This window comes from Nonomuraea sp. NPDC051941 (assembly GCF_044593615.1).
Genome location: NZ_JBIUCF010000059.1, coordinates 12177 through 25792, shown reverse-complemented (window position 1 = coordinate 25792; position 13616 = coordinate 12177). Strand labels below are relative to the sequence as shown.

Annotated in this window: 17 protein-coding genes; 14 read left to right on the top strand and 3 right to left on the bottom strand. The window is 71.2% G+C overall.

Annotated features, from left to right (window positions below; translation table 11 throughout):
• Positions 1 to 71 precede the first annotated feature (71 nt).
• The 12 genes from ACIHFD_RS57575 to ACIHFD_RS57520 all read left to right on the top strand — a co-directional run bounded on the left by ACIHFD_RS57575 (position 72) and on the right by ACIHFD_RS57520 (position 9763).
• Complete coding sequence (locus tag ACIHFD_RS57575) at positions 72 to 2525, top strand: DNA translocase FtsK (protein ID WP_397374151.1); 2454 nt, start codon at positions 72 to 74, stop codon at positions 2523 to 2525.
• Positions 2526 to 2611: 86 nt separating this feature from the next.
• Positions 2612 to 3454: a M48 family metalloprotease gene (locus tag ACIHFD_RS57570; RefSeq protein ID WP_397374150.1), complete on the top strand. Its 843-nt coding sequence runs from the start codon at positions 2612 to 2614 to the stop codon at positions 3452 to 3454.
• A 46-nt stretch (positions 3455 to 3500) separates the two neighbouring features.
• Positions 3501 to 3941, top strand: a complete 441-nt coding sequence (locus ACIHFD_RS57565) for a hypothetical protein (RefSeq protein ID WP_397374149.1) — start codon at positions 3501 to 3503, stop codon at positions 3939 to 3941.
• Positions 3938 to 4435, top strand: coding sequence for a Pycsar system effector family protein (locus tag ACIHFD_RS57560; RefSeq protein ID WP_397374148.1), 498 nt, complete (start codon positions 3938 to 3940; stop codon positions 4433 to 4435). The genes ACIHFD_RS57565 and ACIHFD_RS57560 overlap by 4 nt, the downstream gene beginning before the upstream one ends.
• Positions 4436 to 4495: 60 nt before the next feature.
• Complete coding sequence (locus ACIHFD_RS57555) at positions 4496 to 4885, top strand: hypothetical protein (RefSeq protein WP_397374147.1); 390 nt, start codon at positions 4496 to 4498, stop codon at positions 4883 to 4885.
• A gap of 107 nt (positions 4886 to 4992) precedes the next feature.
• The gene (locus ACIHFD_RS57550; RefSeq protein ID WP_397374146.1) at positions 4993 to 5142 is read left to right on the top strand and encodes a hypothetical protein; all 150 of its coding nucleotides are present in this window, start codon (positions 4993 to 4995) and stop codon (positions 5140 to 5142) included.
• Positions 5139 to 5735: a hypothetical protein gene (locus ACIHFD_RS57545; RefSeq protein WP_397374145.1), complete on the top strand. Its 597-nt coding sequence runs from the start codon at positions 5139 to 5141 to the stop codon at positions 5733 to 5735. The genes ACIHFD_RS57550 and ACIHFD_RS57545 overlap by 4 nt, the downstream gene beginning before the upstream one ends.
• Positions 5732 to 6430: a hypothetical protein gene (locus ACIHFD_RS57540; protein ID WP_397374144.1), complete on the top strand. Its 699-nt coding sequence runs from the start codon at positions 5732 to 5734 to the stop codon at positions 6428 to 6430. Before ACIHFD_RS57545 ends, ACIHFD_RS57540 begins: the two co-directional genes overlap by 4 nt.
• A complete protein-coding gene (locus ACIHFD_RS57535; RefSeq protein ID WP_397374143.1) occupies positions 6427 to 6699 on the top strand; it encodes a hypothetical protein in 273 nt (90 codons plus the stop codon). Before ACIHFD_RS57540 ends, ACIHFD_RS57535 begins: the two co-directional genes overlap by 4 nt.
• Positions 6700 to 7658: 959 nt before the next feature.
• Positions 7659 to 7886, top strand: a complete 228-nt coding sequence (locus ACIHFD_RS57530) for a hypothetical protein (protein WP_397374142.1) — start codon at positions 7659 to 7661, stop codon at positions 7884 to 7886.
• A gap of 285 nt (positions 7887 to 8171) precedes the next feature.
• The gene (locus ACIHFD_RS57525; protein ID WP_397374141.1) at positions 8172 to 9431 is read left to right on the top strand and encodes a hypothetical protein; all 1260 of its coding nucleotides are present in this window, start codon (positions 8172 to 8174) and stop codon (positions 9429 to 9431) included.
• A complete protein-coding gene (locus ACIHFD_RS57520) occupies positions 9428 to 9763 on the top strand; it encodes a hypothetical protein (RefSeq protein WP_397374140.1) in 336 nt (111 codons plus the stop codon). The genes ACIHFD_RS57525 and ACIHFD_RS57520 overlap by 4 nt, the downstream gene beginning before the upstream one ends.
• A 601-nt stretch (positions 9764 to 10364) precedes the next feature.
• Here the strand turns inward: ACIHFD_RS57520 and ACIHFD_RS57515 are convergent.
• Positions 10365 to 10844 carry a MarR family winged helix-turn-helix transcriptional regulator gene (locus ACIHFD_RS57515; RefSeq protein WP_397374139.1) on the bottom strand — a complete coding sequence of 160 codons (480 nt, stop codon included), beginning with the start codon at positions 10842 to 10844 and terminating at the stop codon, positions 10365 to 10367.
• Positions 10845 to 10932: 88 nt separating this feature from the next.
• Here ACIHFD_RS57515 and ACIHFD_RS57510 point away from each other — a divergent pair, with 88 nt between their 5' ends.
• Complete coding sequence (locus ACIHFD_RS57510; protein WP_397374138.1) at positions 10933 to 11781, top strand: LLM class flavin-dependent oxidoreductase; 849 nt, start codon at positions 10933 to 10935, stop codon at positions 11779 to 11781.
• A 210-nt stretch (positions 11782 to 11991) separates the two neighbouring features.
• Here ACIHFD_RS57510 and ACIHFD_RS57505 read toward each other — a convergent pair whose 3' ends face one another.
• Together ACIHFD_RS57505 and ACIHFD_RS57500 are read right to left on the bottom strand one after the other, a co-directional pair.
• Positions 11992 to 12813 (bottom strand): alpha/beta fold hydrolase, encoded by an 822-nt coding sequence (locus ACIHFD_RS57505; protein ID WP_397374137.1) that lies wholly within the window; start codon positions 12811 to 12813, stop codon positions 11992 to 11994.
• Complete coding sequence (locus ACIHFD_RS57500) at positions 12810 to 13247, bottom strand: MarR family winged helix-turn-helix transcriptional regulator (protein WP_397374136.1); 438 nt, start codon at positions 13245 to 13247, stop codon at positions 12810 to 12812. The genes ACIHFD_RS57505 and ACIHFD_RS57500 overlap by 4 nt, the downstream gene beginning before the upstream one ends.
• A gap of 147 nt (positions 13248 to 13394) precedes the next feature.
• Between ACIHFD_RS57500 and ACIHFD_RS57495 the strand changes: the two genes are divergently transcribed.
• On the top strand, positions 13395 to 13523 hold the full coding sequence (locus ACIHFD_RS57495) for a hypothetical protein (RefSeq protein WP_397374135.1): 129 nt from the start codon (positions 13395 to 13397) through the stop codon (positions 13521 to 13523).
• Positions 13524 to 13616: the final 93 nt, after the last annotated feature.

The window sequence follows — 13616 nt, the reverse complement described above, 5'->3', positions numbered from 1 at the left end:
GCCGACCGAGGACGGGCACCGCCCACCCCATCAAGATCCACCTTTCATGATCGTTTGCTGAGGAGACGCCCATGGCAACCCGCCGCCGTTCCGCCCGCAAGCCCCGCACCGCTGCCCGACCCCGCACAGCCCGCCCTCGAGCCGCCCGCCCTCGCCGAAGTGGCCCCTCCCGGGTCGGCCGGGTGTGGCGGTGGAGCGCCCACCGCATCGGCCAGGCTGTACGCCCGGCGGAGTCGGATCTCACCGGCACGCATGACGAGAAGGGCCTGGCCCTGCTCATCACGGCGGCAGTGACGACCGCCGCCCTGGTCCTGGCGAACCCCTGGCAGCCACTCCCCATGATCACCATCGTGGTGGGGGCGCTGGCGGGCACGGCGTCCGCCGTCGTCCCGGTGGCGGCCGCCGCCCTGGGCTGGCGCCTGCTGCGCCATGGCGAGCACGGTCTGGTCCGGGTGGTTACCGGATGGACTTTCATGATCATCTCGGTTGCCGGGATCGCCCACCTGGCCGCCGGCCAGCCCCCGGCCGAGGCCGCCGTGCGAGCCGGGCAAGGTGGCGGCCTGGTCGGCTGGGCGATCGCCACCCCGGCCACCGCCGCACTCCCCATCATGATCGTTTACCCGGTGCTGGGCATGATCGCGCTGGCCGCGCTGGGCGCGATCGCCGCCGACGCCGTCACCACGCTGGCCGACCGTCACCACCAGGACAGCGCGGAAGGGCCGGCAGAAGCGAGGGCGGCCCGGCCCGTCCTCCAGGACCTGACCCCCGCCGACGACGACGAACCCGCCCCAGCCCCCACTCCAGTCCCTGGCCCTGCACCGTCGACGCGGGCCGCGGCCGCCGTCACGCAGGCGGGCAGCCCGGCCGCCACCGCGCCGACTGTGCCGGCCGCGCCTGTCCGGCCGGTGGCGGTGCCCGACCCCGAGCTGGTCACCGAGTCCACCCCGTACGACAGCCCCGTGATCGCTGACACGCCCGCCGGCAGCCCGCCCGCCCAGCGCGGGCAGGCAGAAGCCGGGGCCGTCGGCCCGACGCTGCCGGACCTGGACCTGCTGCGGGCCGGCCGCGCCAGCAAGGGATCGGCCCGCACCACCCAGGCCGTGGCCGACCAGCTCAACCAGGTGCTGACCGACTTCAACCTCAAGGCACAGGTGGTCGGCTTCACCCGCGGCCCCTCGGTCACCCGCTACGAGATCACCCTGGGGGCGGGGGTGAAGGTGGAGAAGATCACCGGCCTGGCCAAGAACTTCGCCTACGCCACCGGCCAGGAGGCCATCCGGGTGCTGCCGGTGGTCGCCGGCAAGTCCGCGATCGGGGTGGAGATCCCCAACGCCGAGCGCGACCTGGTCTCGCTGGGCGACGTGCTGCGCTCGCCGGTGGCGCGCCAGGACCATCACCCGCTCATCGCCGGGCTGGGCAAGGACGTCGAGGGCCGGGTCATCGTCGCCAACCTCGCCAAGATGCCGCACCTGCTGATTGCCGGCGCCACCGGCGCGGGCAAGAGCGTGTGCGTCAACGGGCTGATCTGTTCGGTGCTGATGCGGGCCACCCCCGATCAGGTGCGCATGATCCTGATCGACCCCAAGCGGGTCGAGCTCAACGTCTACGAGGGCATCCCCCACCTGATCACGCCCATCGTCACCAACCCCAAGAAGGCCGCCGAAGCCCTCGAATGGGTGGTGGGCGAGATGGACCGCCGCTACGACGACATGGCCGCGGCCGGGTTCCGGCACATCGACGACTTCAACGCCGCCGTGGCCGCGGGCAGGCTGCAGCCGCCGCCCGGCAGCGAACGCAGCTACGAGCCGTATCCGTACCTGCTGGTGATCGTCGACGAGCTGGCCGACCTCATGATGGTCGCGCCGCGCGACGTCGAGGACTCCATCGTGCGCATCACGCAGCTGGCCCGCGCGGCGGGCATCCACCTGGTGATCGCCACCCAGCGGCCCAGCGTGGACGTGGTCACCGGCCTGATCAAGGCCAACGTGCCGTCCAGGCTCGCCTTCGCCGTTTCGAGCCTGACCGATTCCCGGGTCATCCTCGATCAGCCCGGCGCGGAAAAGCTCCTGGGCCAGGGCGACGCCCTGTTCGTGCCGATGGGCGCCGGCGCGCCGATCCGGCTGCAGAACGCCTTCGTCTCCGACAAGGAGATCGCCCAGATCGTGGCCCGCTGCCGACGCGGCGCTCCTGCCGCCGATCTGGCCGGGGCCAGCCCTCGCGACGACGGACAGGGCAATGGCGGGCACCAGAACGACGGGCCACGGGACGGCGGGCGCAGTGACGGCGGGGACGGCCAGGCCGACGCCGGGCTGCTGGCCGAAGCCGCCGAGATCGTCGTGCGGACCCAGTTCGGCTCCACGTCGATGCTGCAGCGCAAGCTGCGCATCACCCACGCCCACGCCAAGTCGCTGATGGACCAGCTGTTTCAGCACGGCGTGGTCGGCCCGAGCCACGGGGGCAAAGCCTGCGAGGTGCTGATCAAGCGCCAGGACGCGCTGGAGGCCGTCCTGGCCCGGTTGCCGTGATCAGCGCTGACCGCTGCGGGTGCTCGCCCGGCCACCAGGCCGGGCCGGTGCCCGGAGCGACCAGTTCCCCTGGACCCGAAAGGAGCATGATGAGTCCCCTCGAACCCGTCGCCCATCGCGGCGCGGCCGACGACGTCGACCAGGCCGACACTGAGCGGCTGGCCGGGCTGGTCTGGCGCGTCCAGCACGTCGGCCGCCTGGCCGCCGTCAGCGTCCTGATCGACCCCGAGCTCGGCGACAGCGCCGCCACGGTCGAAGGCCACCGCTGCGGGCACGCCCCGCTGATTGCCATCGGCCGCGACCTGCTGGACGACGACCACGTCGACACGCTGACCGGCACCCTCGCCCACGAGCTGGCCCACCGCGACCTGGCCCACCACAAGCGGTACCTGCCGTCCTGGCTGGCCATCATCCGTGGCCTGGCCGGCATCGGCGCCGCCTTCGCCGCCTTCACCGCGCTGATCACGCCCACCTGGCGCTGGTGGTGGGCGGCGGCCGCGCTGCTGGTCGCCGCGCTGGCGCTGGACGTGCTGCGCGCCTGGCTCATGCGGCTGGAGGAGTACGACGCCGATGCCCGCGCCGCGGAGATCCTCGACGCCCATGACCTGCCTGGCCGGCGCATCGTCACGGCCATGCTCACCGACCCCGCCAACCGGCCCTATGACGCCTGGCACACCTACGTCGGGTGGCTGCTGTCCTCCCACCCCAGCGACATCGACCGGGTCCACGCCCTGGGCAGCGGCCGCCGCGCCGGCCGCCTGGACTGGCGCACCGCGCTGTGCTGCGTGGCCACCGGCGAGCGGCTGCTCTCCAAGGCCCACCGCGCCGCGCACCGCGCCGCCGGCGACGGCGAGCTGAGCCGCTGCCGCCCGGGCTGGTGGCACCTGGCGCCGGTGTGGTGGCGCCCGATCGGCTGGCCGCCCCGGTAGACCCCGCTCCGCCCACGTCCGACTAACCCGAAGGAGACCAAACCCCATGACCATCACGACCATCGTCCAGCGCCCGCCGCGCGCTGAGGCCCGGCACCTGCTGGCCTGCGCCGCCGAGCGGGCCCGCCAGCACCCCGACCTGCTGGCCCACCCGGTCGACCACGCCGTCCTGGAAGCGGTGCTCGGCGCCACCGGTGCCCTGCTGGGCGACCGGCGCGGAGCCGAGCGGCTAGGCGAGGCCGGCGACCAGCTCCGCGACCACACCATCGACAGCGCCGACCCGCACGAGGCGGTCATCGCCCACACCCTGCTGGCCATCCTGCACACGCTGGCGGGCGGCCCCATCGCCGGTAGCCAGGCGTTGGAGCACCTGCGCGACGCCGGCGACCTGGCCGACACCCAGAACCCGACCGACGGCGACCTGCTGGTGCAGTCCGCGCTCACCGGCCTGGCCTACGCCCTGCTGGCCAGCCGGGACAGCCAATGAGCACCCGCCCGCCGGCAATCGACGCCCGCGCGATCGCGACGTCGATGGACGACACGCTGGAGCGAGCGACCACGGCCGTCGACGGAGCCCTGGCCCGGGTCGACGCGAAAGCGGCCATGCTGCTGGCCTTCGCCCTCGGTCTGGCCTCCGCCGTCGTCGCGCTCGCGGTGGCCAGGCCCCGCTTCCACCCCGCGGCCCTGATCGCCGCCGGCGGCGCCGGAGTGATGCTCGCCGTGGCCGCCGTGCTCCTGCTGCTGGCGGTGCGGCCGCACCTGCCCCGCACCGGCGCCACCGGGTTCGTCTCCTACGCCCGCGCCAAGAACGGCGGCGACGTGAAACGACTGGTGACGACCGCGGGCGGCTTTGACCATCTCCACCACATGTCCGGCCTGGCGGTGGCCAAGTACCGCATCGTCCGGCGCGCGGTCGACCTGGTGATCATGGCCGTCTTCATGCTGGCCATCGCCATCCCCGCAGGACTCATCGCCGCGTGACGGCTTGGACTCCCTGCTCACTGCCATCTCACCCCATCAAACGACAGGAGACACGCGACGATGATCGACTTCGAGGGCGACGGCCGTCACCAGGACGACCTGGATCTCGACGACCTCATCATGGTCAAGCTGGACGCCGAGCCGGTCGAGCCGGCCCGAACCCAGCACAGCCACCCCGACCGGGTCGACCAGGCCGACGCCCGCGCCGACGCGCTGCGCTGGTCCAGCCGGCTGACGATCAACCGGCACGACCCGCTGGCGGTGATCCGCAACGCCGAGCCGATGCTGGCGTTCCTGGCCGCCGCCACCGACGAGCACGACCTGTACCTGCGGCAACGCGCGGGAAACCTGCAGTCCGCCAACGACGACGAACGCGAGCCCGACGACGACGGTGCCGCCTTCGCCCTGCGCGCGGCGGTGCTGTACGGCGCCATGACCGGCGCCGCCTGAACAGCCAGACGGGCGCGCATCACCGTGACCTTCCGCCAAGAACGCTCACGGCGGGCGCGCCCGCACCCCAACCAATCCCGACAGACCAGAAAGGGCTGATCACCATCATGACGCACACCCACAGCACGAGAGCCGGCACCTGCCTCGACTGCCAGGGCACCGGCCAGCTCACCGGCACGCCAGCCGGCAACGGCCTGGCCATGGGCGCTGACTGCCCGACCTGTGGCGGCAGCGGCCAGAAGGGGTTGGGCCGATGAACGGCCAGACCCCAACCACCGCCCTCGCCCAGGCCGCCGCCCAGGCATCCGGCCTGGAGGAGCGGGTCGTCACGGTGCTGCTGAGCGAGTACGACGCCCTCAAGGCCGAACAGCGCTCGCGCATCGGCTTCCGCGATCAGCTGCTGTATGCCGTGCTCACCGCGGCGGCCGCGATCGCGGCCGTCACCGCCACGGCCGGACGGCTGGAGTTGCTGCTGGTGCTCCCCCTGGCTGGGACGGTGCTCGGCTGGACGCACCTGCACAACGACCACATGATCACGTCGATCGGCCGGTACGTACGCGACCGGCTGGGGCCACGACTGGCCGGCCTGGTCGACGCCACCGACATCCCGATGTTCGAGTGGGAGACCGAGCACACGGGCGACCGCTGGCGGGCTTCACGCCGGCGGTTGCAGCTGGCGGTCAACCTGGGCGCGTTCTGCCTGCCGCCGCTGGCCGCCCTGACCCTCATCTGGGCGGCGGGCCCGCACACCGCCGCGGTGCTCGCTGTCTCCGTCGCCGAGCTCGCCGTGCTGATCGTGCTGGCCTGGCAGATCGTCCGCTACGTCGAGCTGGGCGGTGGTGCGCGATGACCGCGATGCCGGCGATGCCGGAGACGGCCGATGTGGTGCTCACCGGTGTCCCGTACGCCTACCACGACCACGAGCGGGACCAGGTGGTCACCACGACCGCCTACACCACCCGCGAGCCCGGCCTGCTGATCCGCAGCCGCGACCCGCAGGAGGGCGAGGACGGGGCGCACTGGCTGATCGTGCACTGGCAGGGCGATGCGGTCCAGGGCGTGAGGGACTACGCCTCGCCGTGGATCGCCCTGGTGGTGGCCGACCAGCTCGGCGCGCTCGGCGTCGACTGGCGGCGGCCCGGAGAGGCGCTCAAAGCAGCGGGTGCGCCGGACGGGCTGTGGGACGCGCTGTTCCCGGCCGCGCTGGACGCCCGCGCCGACGACCTGCTGCTGGCCGCCTCCACCTACGACGACATGAACCGGTGGGACAGCCACGAGGCGCTCATGAGTCTGCTGGCCGCCGGCTGGGAGCCGGAGGCGCTGACCAGCCGGCTCACCGAGCCGGGCACCGCAACGCCGCTGGCCGCCCGGGTGGCTCCGTTGCTGCAGGCGCTGGCGCCGCTGGACGGGCGGCCGCGGTGGTGCGGCCAGTGCCTGCCCGCGGCTCGTCAGAGCGCCGATGAGCGCGGCTGGCTGACGCCCTGCCCGCGCTGCCACACCGCCGCCACCCGGGCCGCCACCGGGACGGAGGGCGCTCTGTCATGAGCACGCTGTCGGAGGTCGAGGTGATCGCCGCGCTGCTGGAGCGTCTGCCCGAGGCTGACGCCGTTGAGCTGGTCACGCTGGCCCGCACCTGTCCGGAGTTCGGTGTGCAGGCCCTGCTTCCCCGCGTCCAGAGCGTTCTGGACGAGCTGCGCCACCGCCTGATCGAGGTCATCGCCCAGGCCCACCACGAGGCCGCGCTGGCTGAGGAGTGGATCGCTTCCTTGGAGGCTCTCGCCGAAGCCGAGGCGGACGTGGAGAGCGCCGCGTGACGGTGCCGACGTTGCGGGTCCCCGCCTGGCCGTGCGCCGGGCGGGGTGCCCTGCCCTCGCCTGCTACCCCGGGCGAGGGCTTCGCAGTGCCCGACAAGGGCTGTAAAGGCCCCCTAAACAGGGATTCTGACAAAAAGAGCGCGCGATCTGTAAAGGTGTCTGGTAAAGATCTGGACATGTCGGCGCCGTACGCGGCCGGCCCGCCCCACCCCTGTGCGTCGGTGCCCGATCTGCGCCCCTCCCGCCCTGTTTGGGTTCGCCATGCGCGACACGCCGGGGCTTTCTGGCGCGAAGGCGTTCATCCACAGCTTGTCAACGTGGAAGGATTCAGGACTGACTCGACTTTGATCACGACGCCGGGAGGCGCCTCAGGCAAAGAAAAACGCCCCGCAGGCTGCGGGGCGTCGAACAACTTCATCTCGTACGTCTCGTTTGAATCGATCAGCTCAGTTGCTTTGGCCGGCGAAAAGCGGATCGACGTCAACGGGATTTGTCACGTCTGGAGACGACCATAGCAGCCACTCCAGCGGTTGTCCCACTGCGCCCTGAAGACACGCCGGGGCGGCAGCCGCAATCCGCTTTCTCGATTCCATTCGGTGAGCAGCTCGGCGATGAGCTGGTCACCGAGCGGACCTACAGCTGCGCTCCCGGTGAGCGCACCGATCCGGTGCCGCGCGCGACGCCGCCGCTACATGGGATGCATGGGGTTGGCCACGATCCCATCCGATGCGGTACGGACGCCGGTGCCGGTCCTGCGGCCGCATCCTCCCCGCGTTACCGCTGCGGTGGCGACCATCTCCCGGGCGCTTCTCCGCAGGGAGCAAGCACTGGGGAGAAGCGCATGCCCGGGGCCGGCCAAGCGGGCGTCCACGTGATGATCGAAAACACGGAAAGTCGTTACGCGACACGCCCACGCAATCCTGGATTCCGGGTTCGGCGTTGCGCCATGATTGGCGACCATGAGCGGAAGCAGACCCGGACCACCGAAGACAGTGGTGGCCAAGCACCCGCTGTCTTGGACCGACGCCCAGCTGTACGCCAAGGTGACGGCCCTGCAAGACGAGTGGGGCTTGCCACTGGCGCGCACGATCGAGCGTCTCGTTGCGCAGGCCCTCAACCACACGCCCACACCGCAAGAGCAGCAGAGGCTTCCTCTCGAGCACGACGACACGGTGGCGGCGGCCTAGCCGTACCAGCTGCGGCGCAACGTGAAGGAGAACCCCTAGCAACAAGAAAGCCCCGCAGAGCGGGGCGTTTCCTGACGAGCGATCCACTACATCGTTCGGCTCCCACATGGTTTCGCAGGCCCGGTGAGCTGAGCGACAAGGAGGATCCCTCGGCCGGTATTACCGCGTCGGCCTGGATGGCCGCTTGCGGGGTTTTGTTGTGCCTCCTGAATTGGACTCAGAAGGGCAATCGCCATTATGGCATCTGAACGTGGGGCCATGCCAGCATGCCCCGAGGCAGGAACCGTGGCGGGTCGGACACACGCCACTAAAACGCCCAACCAGCAGCGCCGCTCCGGCGTTCGCTGGACGGTGCTCACCGGCGTGTCGGACCTGCCTGCCCTGTTGTCCGCGCCGTCGCGGGCGCTCATCGCCGCGTCCGTCCCGAGGGGCATGCGCCGGGCCGGCTCCCAGCGGGAGTGGCTGCTCGCCCTGAAGGAGGACCCGGAGGTCCTCGAACTGCGGTGTGACGGCTACACGAACCTGATCCGGGTCGCGAACGTCATCGCCTGGCACGTCGACTGGAACACCATGTGCTCCCGCCCGACCCTGAAGCGGATCGTGGAGCGGACCGGCCTGTCCAGGGACACCGTCCGGCGGTGGGTGCGGTGGCTACGGCATCGCGGCTGGCTCGGCACGGTCGAGGAGGGCTCGACCGTGAAGACTCGCAAGGGCACGTACGCGGGCCTGCTGGACGACGGGCTCGGCAATCGGGCCGCCGAGTGGGTGCTGGCCGTGCCGCGCCGCACGCGGCAGGACCGCCTCAATGAACACGCGCACGATCAGGCAGTTGACCAGGTTGAACAGATAAGTGCACTCCCCTCCTGTTCTTCACGTAGTGAAGAACAGATCTGTCCCACGCGCGCGGGCGAGACACATCGCCGCTCCCGTGATCATTCCCGTATTTCGCCGACATGGGGCCTGCACGCGACGCCGCGGACCAAACGAGATCGACTGGCAGCCTGTGAACGGCTCCGGCAGGAGTCGCCGATCTTCCGGCTGATGTCGGCGTGGTACCTGCGATGGCTGCTGGCGAGCTTCTTCGACGCCGGGAGCACCCCCGCTGACCTGCTGCACGGGCTCGACGTGCGCGAGGACGACAGCCGCTGGACCTACACGTGGAAGAGCGCGAGAGAGATCCGGCACCCGGCCGGGTGGGTGATGCACCGGCTGTCGGCATGGATCGGACCGGACGGCCAGGTGCTGCCGCTGCCGTCGCAGCGCCGGGCTGCGGCCGATGCCCTGCGGCACGCTGAGCAGGAGGACCGCCGTCAGGAGTGGGCGCGGATGGCGGCAGCGGCCGGCTGGGTGCCCGCGCCGCGCCCGGCCGCCGAGCCCACCACTGCGGCGGCGGGTCTCAAGACCGTGGAGCCGCCGCCTGCGGCCCCGGCGGGACCGACCGCCGTCTACCGGGCGGCGCGCGCGGAGCTGGAGCGTCGCCGCCAGGAGAGGGAGGTGGCCGAGCTGGCGATGATCGCCGCCTGGCGGGCGCGGAGGTCGTCGTGACGGCTGCGGAGCAGTGGGCGGCGCTGGCTCGCATGTGGCTGGCCGCCACATCTCCGCGAGCGGCGCAGGCGATGCGAGAGCGGGAGCAGGAAGCCGCCAGGCGCCGCCGCGAGTGGCGGCCGGGCGAGAGCTGGCGGGGCAAGCGCGCCGACGGGGAAGCCGAGAAGGATCTGGAGCAGGTCCGGTGGGCGATGGAGTCGGAGATGGTGGCCGACGGCCCGAGCGAGGCCGAGATCGAGGCTGCCCGGGAGGCGCTGCGGCAGGCCACGTCGCTGGCGCGGGCACGAGCTCGTGCGCGGCAGGAGCGGGAGGGGCGTGGGGGCGGTGGGTGAGGGGCGGGCGTGTCGCGAGATCGAATCTACGTTGTAAAGGGCGGGGAATCGCACAGCCCTCCGCACAGCTGCCGGTGCGGCTGCTCCCCCTACCGGTGATACCGGACATACGGGCAGAATTCCGGCTCTCGATGCCATGGAGTCGCGCCCCGTGCGGTGGGTCGGGGGCGTGCGGCGACAGGGTCGGGGAGAGGTTGTGCGATACGCTCCCCTTTACAACGTAGATTCGACGCACGCCCCCAGCCCCGCTTTTCCGGGTCGGTAGCCAGCATCGGCTTTCTGGGTGGCCTCGCTGTAGTCCTGGGGAAATTTCCAACGGATTTTCCTGACCTGCGCTGATGCGGGCCTGCCCTTCCTGCTCAACCCGCGAACCGCTGACTTGGGGCGTGGCGGGCGAACGTTTCCGTTCCGCTGTTTCTTCCGGGCCGTACCCGCGACGACACAGCCCTGCAGCGTGAAGCCCGCGACGCTGATCTCGCCGGCCATGAACGGGTCGCACCATCATCATCCACACCGGTCTGGCCGCCGACACCGACCGCCCCGGAGTTCCGGCCGGTGCCCCGCTGCCGGCCGCGCCGGCCGCTGTCGGCGTCGTACGTCGCTACCGCTCCATCCCCGACGCGCCGTCGGGGGCCAGGTGGGCCAGCACGCTCTCGGCTATAGTGCCGAGGGCGTCAAGCTGCCCGGGGGACAGCAGGTCGATGAAATGCCGCCGGACGGACTCCACGTGCAAGGGCGCGGCCTCCTGGATCGTGCGCAGTCCATCCGGGGTCAGCACGACGACGGCGCCCCTGGCGTCGTTCTCGCACTCCTCGCGGGCGACGAGCCCGCGCTGCTCCATCCGGCTGATGTGGCGCGAGAGCCGGCTCTTGGACCAGAGCATCCGGTCGGCCAGCTCGGTGAGCCGTCGCCGGTGCCCCTCTGACGAGGTCAGCGCGGACAGCACGTCGTAGTCAGGCATGGACAGTCCCGAGTCGGCCAGCAGGTCGCGGCCGACTTCGGCGTCCAGCAGCAGTCGCATCCGCCGGTAGCCGATCCAGGCGCGGAACTCGGCGGTGTCCAGCCATCTCGGCTCAGCCATGCCTCCACCCTAGCGGGTTTAGTTGACATGTAACCAACTTCATTGCTTAGGTTTACATGTAAACATCCATGACGAAGGGTCGACGGATATGCGCATGTTCGGGCTGGGCCTGTCTACTTCGGCCGCGCCAGGCGCGGATCCGGTGGGCGACGCCAGAGTGGCTGAGGAACTGGGGTTCGATTTCGTGTCGGCTTCCGACCACCCCTGCGGCGCCGTACCGACGTACGAAGTGTGGACACTGCTGACCTGGGTCGCGGCCGCCACGTCACGCATCCAGGTGGCCACCAGGGTGCTCGGCATGCCGTACCGGCCGCCCGCGATGGTGGCGAAAATGGCCGAGAGCCTGCACCGGTTCTCGGGCGGCAGGCTCATCCTGGGCCTCGGCGGCGGCTATTCCGATGACGAGTTCCGGGCCTTCGGGCTCGGCGTGCCCTCGCCGGTGGAGAAGGTCGACGGCATGGTGGAGGGCATCCAGATCATCCGCGGGCTGTGGTCGGAGCCCACCTTCACCTTCCACGGCAGCCGCTATCACACCGAGTGTGCCGACCTCGAGCCCAAACCCGACCGGCCGATTCCTATCTGGCTCGGGACGTACGGCAAGCGCGCCCTGGAGGCCACCGGGCGGCTCGCCGACGGATGGATCCCGTCGTACGGATTCGCGCCGCCGGAGCAGGCCGCGGCCCTGCGAGCGCGGGTTCTGGCCGCTGCCGAGGCGAGGGGAAGGACGGTGACCTGCGTCTACAACATTCCGGTTCGCGTGGGGGAGTCTCAGGTGTCGGAAGGAGTGGTGTCCGGGAGCGCCGAGGAGGTGGCCGAGCGGCTGCTCACGTTCGCCGGGCTGGGATTCTCCTCGATGAACCTCATGCCTGTGGGGGACTTCAGGCAGCAGGCGGAGCGGCTGGCGTCGGACGTCGTCCCCATCCTCAGGGCGGCATAGCTCACCGAGCCGGGGCGCTGTCCGGCCGCAGGCCCGCTTCCGCACGTCATGGCGACTGTCCTGCGCTCCTCCACCGCTCTTGGGGTGCCATCGGAATACGGCAGAAACGGGCCGCCCCGCTCAACGAGGTACGGGACCGGCACCTGAGGTGCGTCGGCGGCCCCATCGGCTACACCGACTACTCGTCCCTGACCCCGGCCGCCGCATGATTCAACGGAGGTCAAGGAAGGGCCGCACCCGGCCGGCCACCACCGCGGCCGTCCTGCCTTCCGGGCCGAGGTGGTCGAGCCGGTCGAGGGTCTCCAGGGCCGCGTCCGGCAGCATGTCGCGCAGGGCCGCGAACTCCTCCCGGTGTGCCGCTTTCGAACGCCCTCCGCACAACACCAGCACCGCCGCCTTGACCGCCGCGAACTCGGCCAGGCGGCCCTGCTGGGCGGCGATCTGCCCGTGTTCGGCAACGTTCGCCGCCAGCAGCGGCCGCATCCGCCGCCAGCCCGCCCCCCGGTAGAACAGCCGCATCACCGTACGCAGGTACCAGTGCGGCAGCTTCTCCATGAACGGCGGCGCCCCGCCCGACCCTCGGATGAAGTGCACGAACGCTCCATAAGGGTCGCCCGCCGCCAGTCGCTCCCGGTAGGGCGCCATCCAGTCGGTGGGCACGGGCGCGACCGGCACCCCGGGCTCGTAGACGGCGATCCGGTCGAAAACGCCGGACGTGCGCGCCGCCTCCAGGAGGGCGAGCCCGCCGTAGCTGTGCCCGAACGCCAGCCGCGCCCCCGTCTCGGCCCGCACGGCGAGCAGGTCCTCGACCTCCTTGCGTAAGGAGTAGTCCGGTCCTAAGGACCCGCTGTCGCCCCGCCCCCGCCGCTGCACCAGGTGCACCGTAAACGAGCCGGCCAGCGCCGAGGCCAGCGGCAGGTAGTCGTCGGCGGTGCGCAATGTCCCGCCGAACAGGATCATGGCCGGTCCCCCGCCCATGGTGCGGTAGGTGATCGCCGTGCCGTCGGCTGAGGTCACAACGGTGTCGTTCATCGTCCTGCTCCCTTCTCGAGCCGGTCGAACGTGCTGAGCAGCCGGGCGGTCTGCTCGGCGTACTCCTCGTAGGCGATGCCGCTCTGCTCCACCAGCACCGCCAGCTTGTCCTCGAAGCCGCGCCGCACCGAGGTGACGAGCTCCTCGCCCGCCTTCGTCAGGCTGAGGCGGTGCCGCCGCCCGCCGCCCGGGTCGGGCCGCACGTCGAGTAGCCCGTCGGCGGCCAGAACCCCGGTCATGCGGCTCACCGACGCCTCGGTCACCCCCAGGTATTCCGCCAGCGTGCGCTGCGTGGTCGCGCCCAGCCCGCCCACCAGGGTGAGGGCGAGGAAGCGGCTGTAGGAGATGCCGTGGCTGGCGCGCAGCAGCCGGTCGGCCGCCCGGTCCAGGCGGGCGGTCAGCACGTGCAGGTCGAGGCTCAGGTTCCGCTCCACACCTTCTAACTTAACATGCTAACTTAGAAAAGCAAGTTACTGACGACAGTCAGCCGGGAGACGGGTTTGTTCGACGACCCGATGCCATCGCCTGCCCCCTCTTCGACTCCGGCCGGGCTCGATCGGTCAGGCCGGTGAAGCGCGTGGATGGCCGAGCAGCGCCGCGACATCGGCTACCTGGCCCTGGAACGGCAGGCCTACCGCGCGGCGACGCGGGTGAGCGGCTGGGCGAACAGCGCGAGCAGGAGGGCTGTCGCACGATCTCGCAGGAAGTAGGGCTTGTCGGGGTCGATCAAGTCAGGCAGGAGGTGGAGGTATTGCTCCTGGCCAGCCAGCTCACCAGCAGGTGCAGGTCCCGCTGCTCGTTGG

What these genes read in the sequence shown, in the direction of transcription:
- ACIHFD_RS57535 (WP_397374143.1), top strand. Translation starts at nt 6,427, where the DNA reads ATGAGCACGCTGTCGGAGGTCGAGGTGATCGCCGCGCTGCTGGAGCGT.
- ACIHFD_RS57495 (WP_397374135.1), top strand. Translation starts at nt 13,395, where the DNA reads ATGGCCGAGCAGCGCCGCGACATCGGCTACCTGGCCCTGGAACGGCAG.
- ACIHFD_RS57555 (WP_397374147.1), top strand. Translation starts at nt 4,496, where the DNA reads ATGATCGACTTCGAGGGCGACGGCCGTCACCAGGACGACCTGGATCTC.
- ACIHFD_RS57565 (WP_397374149.1), top strand. Translation starts at nt 3,501, where the DNA reads ATGACCATCACGACCATCGTCCAGCGCCCGCCGCGCGCTGAGGCCCGG.
- ACIHFD_RS57530 (WP_397374142.1), top strand. Translation starts at nt 7,659, where the DNA reads ATGAGCGGAAGCAGACCCGGACCACCGAAGACAGTGGTGGCCAAGCAC.
- ACIHFD_RS57545 (WP_397374145.1), top strand. Translation starts at nt 5,139, where the DNA reads ATGAACGGCCAGACCCCAACCACCGCCCTCGCCCAGGCCGCCGCCCAG.
- ACIHFD_RS57550 (WP_397374146.1), top strand. Translation starts at nt 4,993, where the DNA reads ATGACGCACACCCACAGCACGAGAGCCGGCACCTGCCTCGACTGCCAG.
- ACIHFD_RS57510 (WP_397374138.1), top strand. Translation starts at nt 10,933, where the DNA reads ATGCGCATGTTCGGGCTGGGCCTGTCTACTTCGGCCGCGCCAGGCGCG.
- ACIHFD_RS57515 (WP_397374139.1), bottom strand. Translation starts at nt 10,844, where the DNA reads ATGGCTGAGCCGAGATGGCTGGACACCGCCGAGTTCCGCGCCTGGATC.
- ACIHFD_RS57575 (WP_397374151.1), top strand. Translation starts at nt 72, where the DNA reads ATGGCAACCCGCCGCCGTTCCGCCCGCAAGCCCCGCACCGCTGCCCGA.
- ACIHFD_RS57560 (WP_397374148.1), top strand. Translation starts at nt 3,938, where the DNA reads ATGAGCACCCGCCCGCCGGCAATCGACGCCCGCGCGATCGCGACGTCG.
- ACIHFD_RS57540 (WP_397374144.1), top strand. Translation starts at nt 5,732, where the DNA reads ATGACCGCGATGCCGGCGATGCCGGAGACGGCCGATGTGGTGCTCACC.
- ACIHFD_RS57505 (WP_397374137.1), bottom strand. Translation starts at nt 12,813, where the DNA reads ATGAACGACACCGTTGTGACCTCAGCCGACGGCACGGCGATCACCTAC.
- ACIHFD_RS57570 (WP_397374150.1), top strand. Translation starts at nt 2,612, where the DNA reads ATGATGAGTCCCCTCGAACCCGTCGCCCATCGCGGCGCGGCCGACGAC.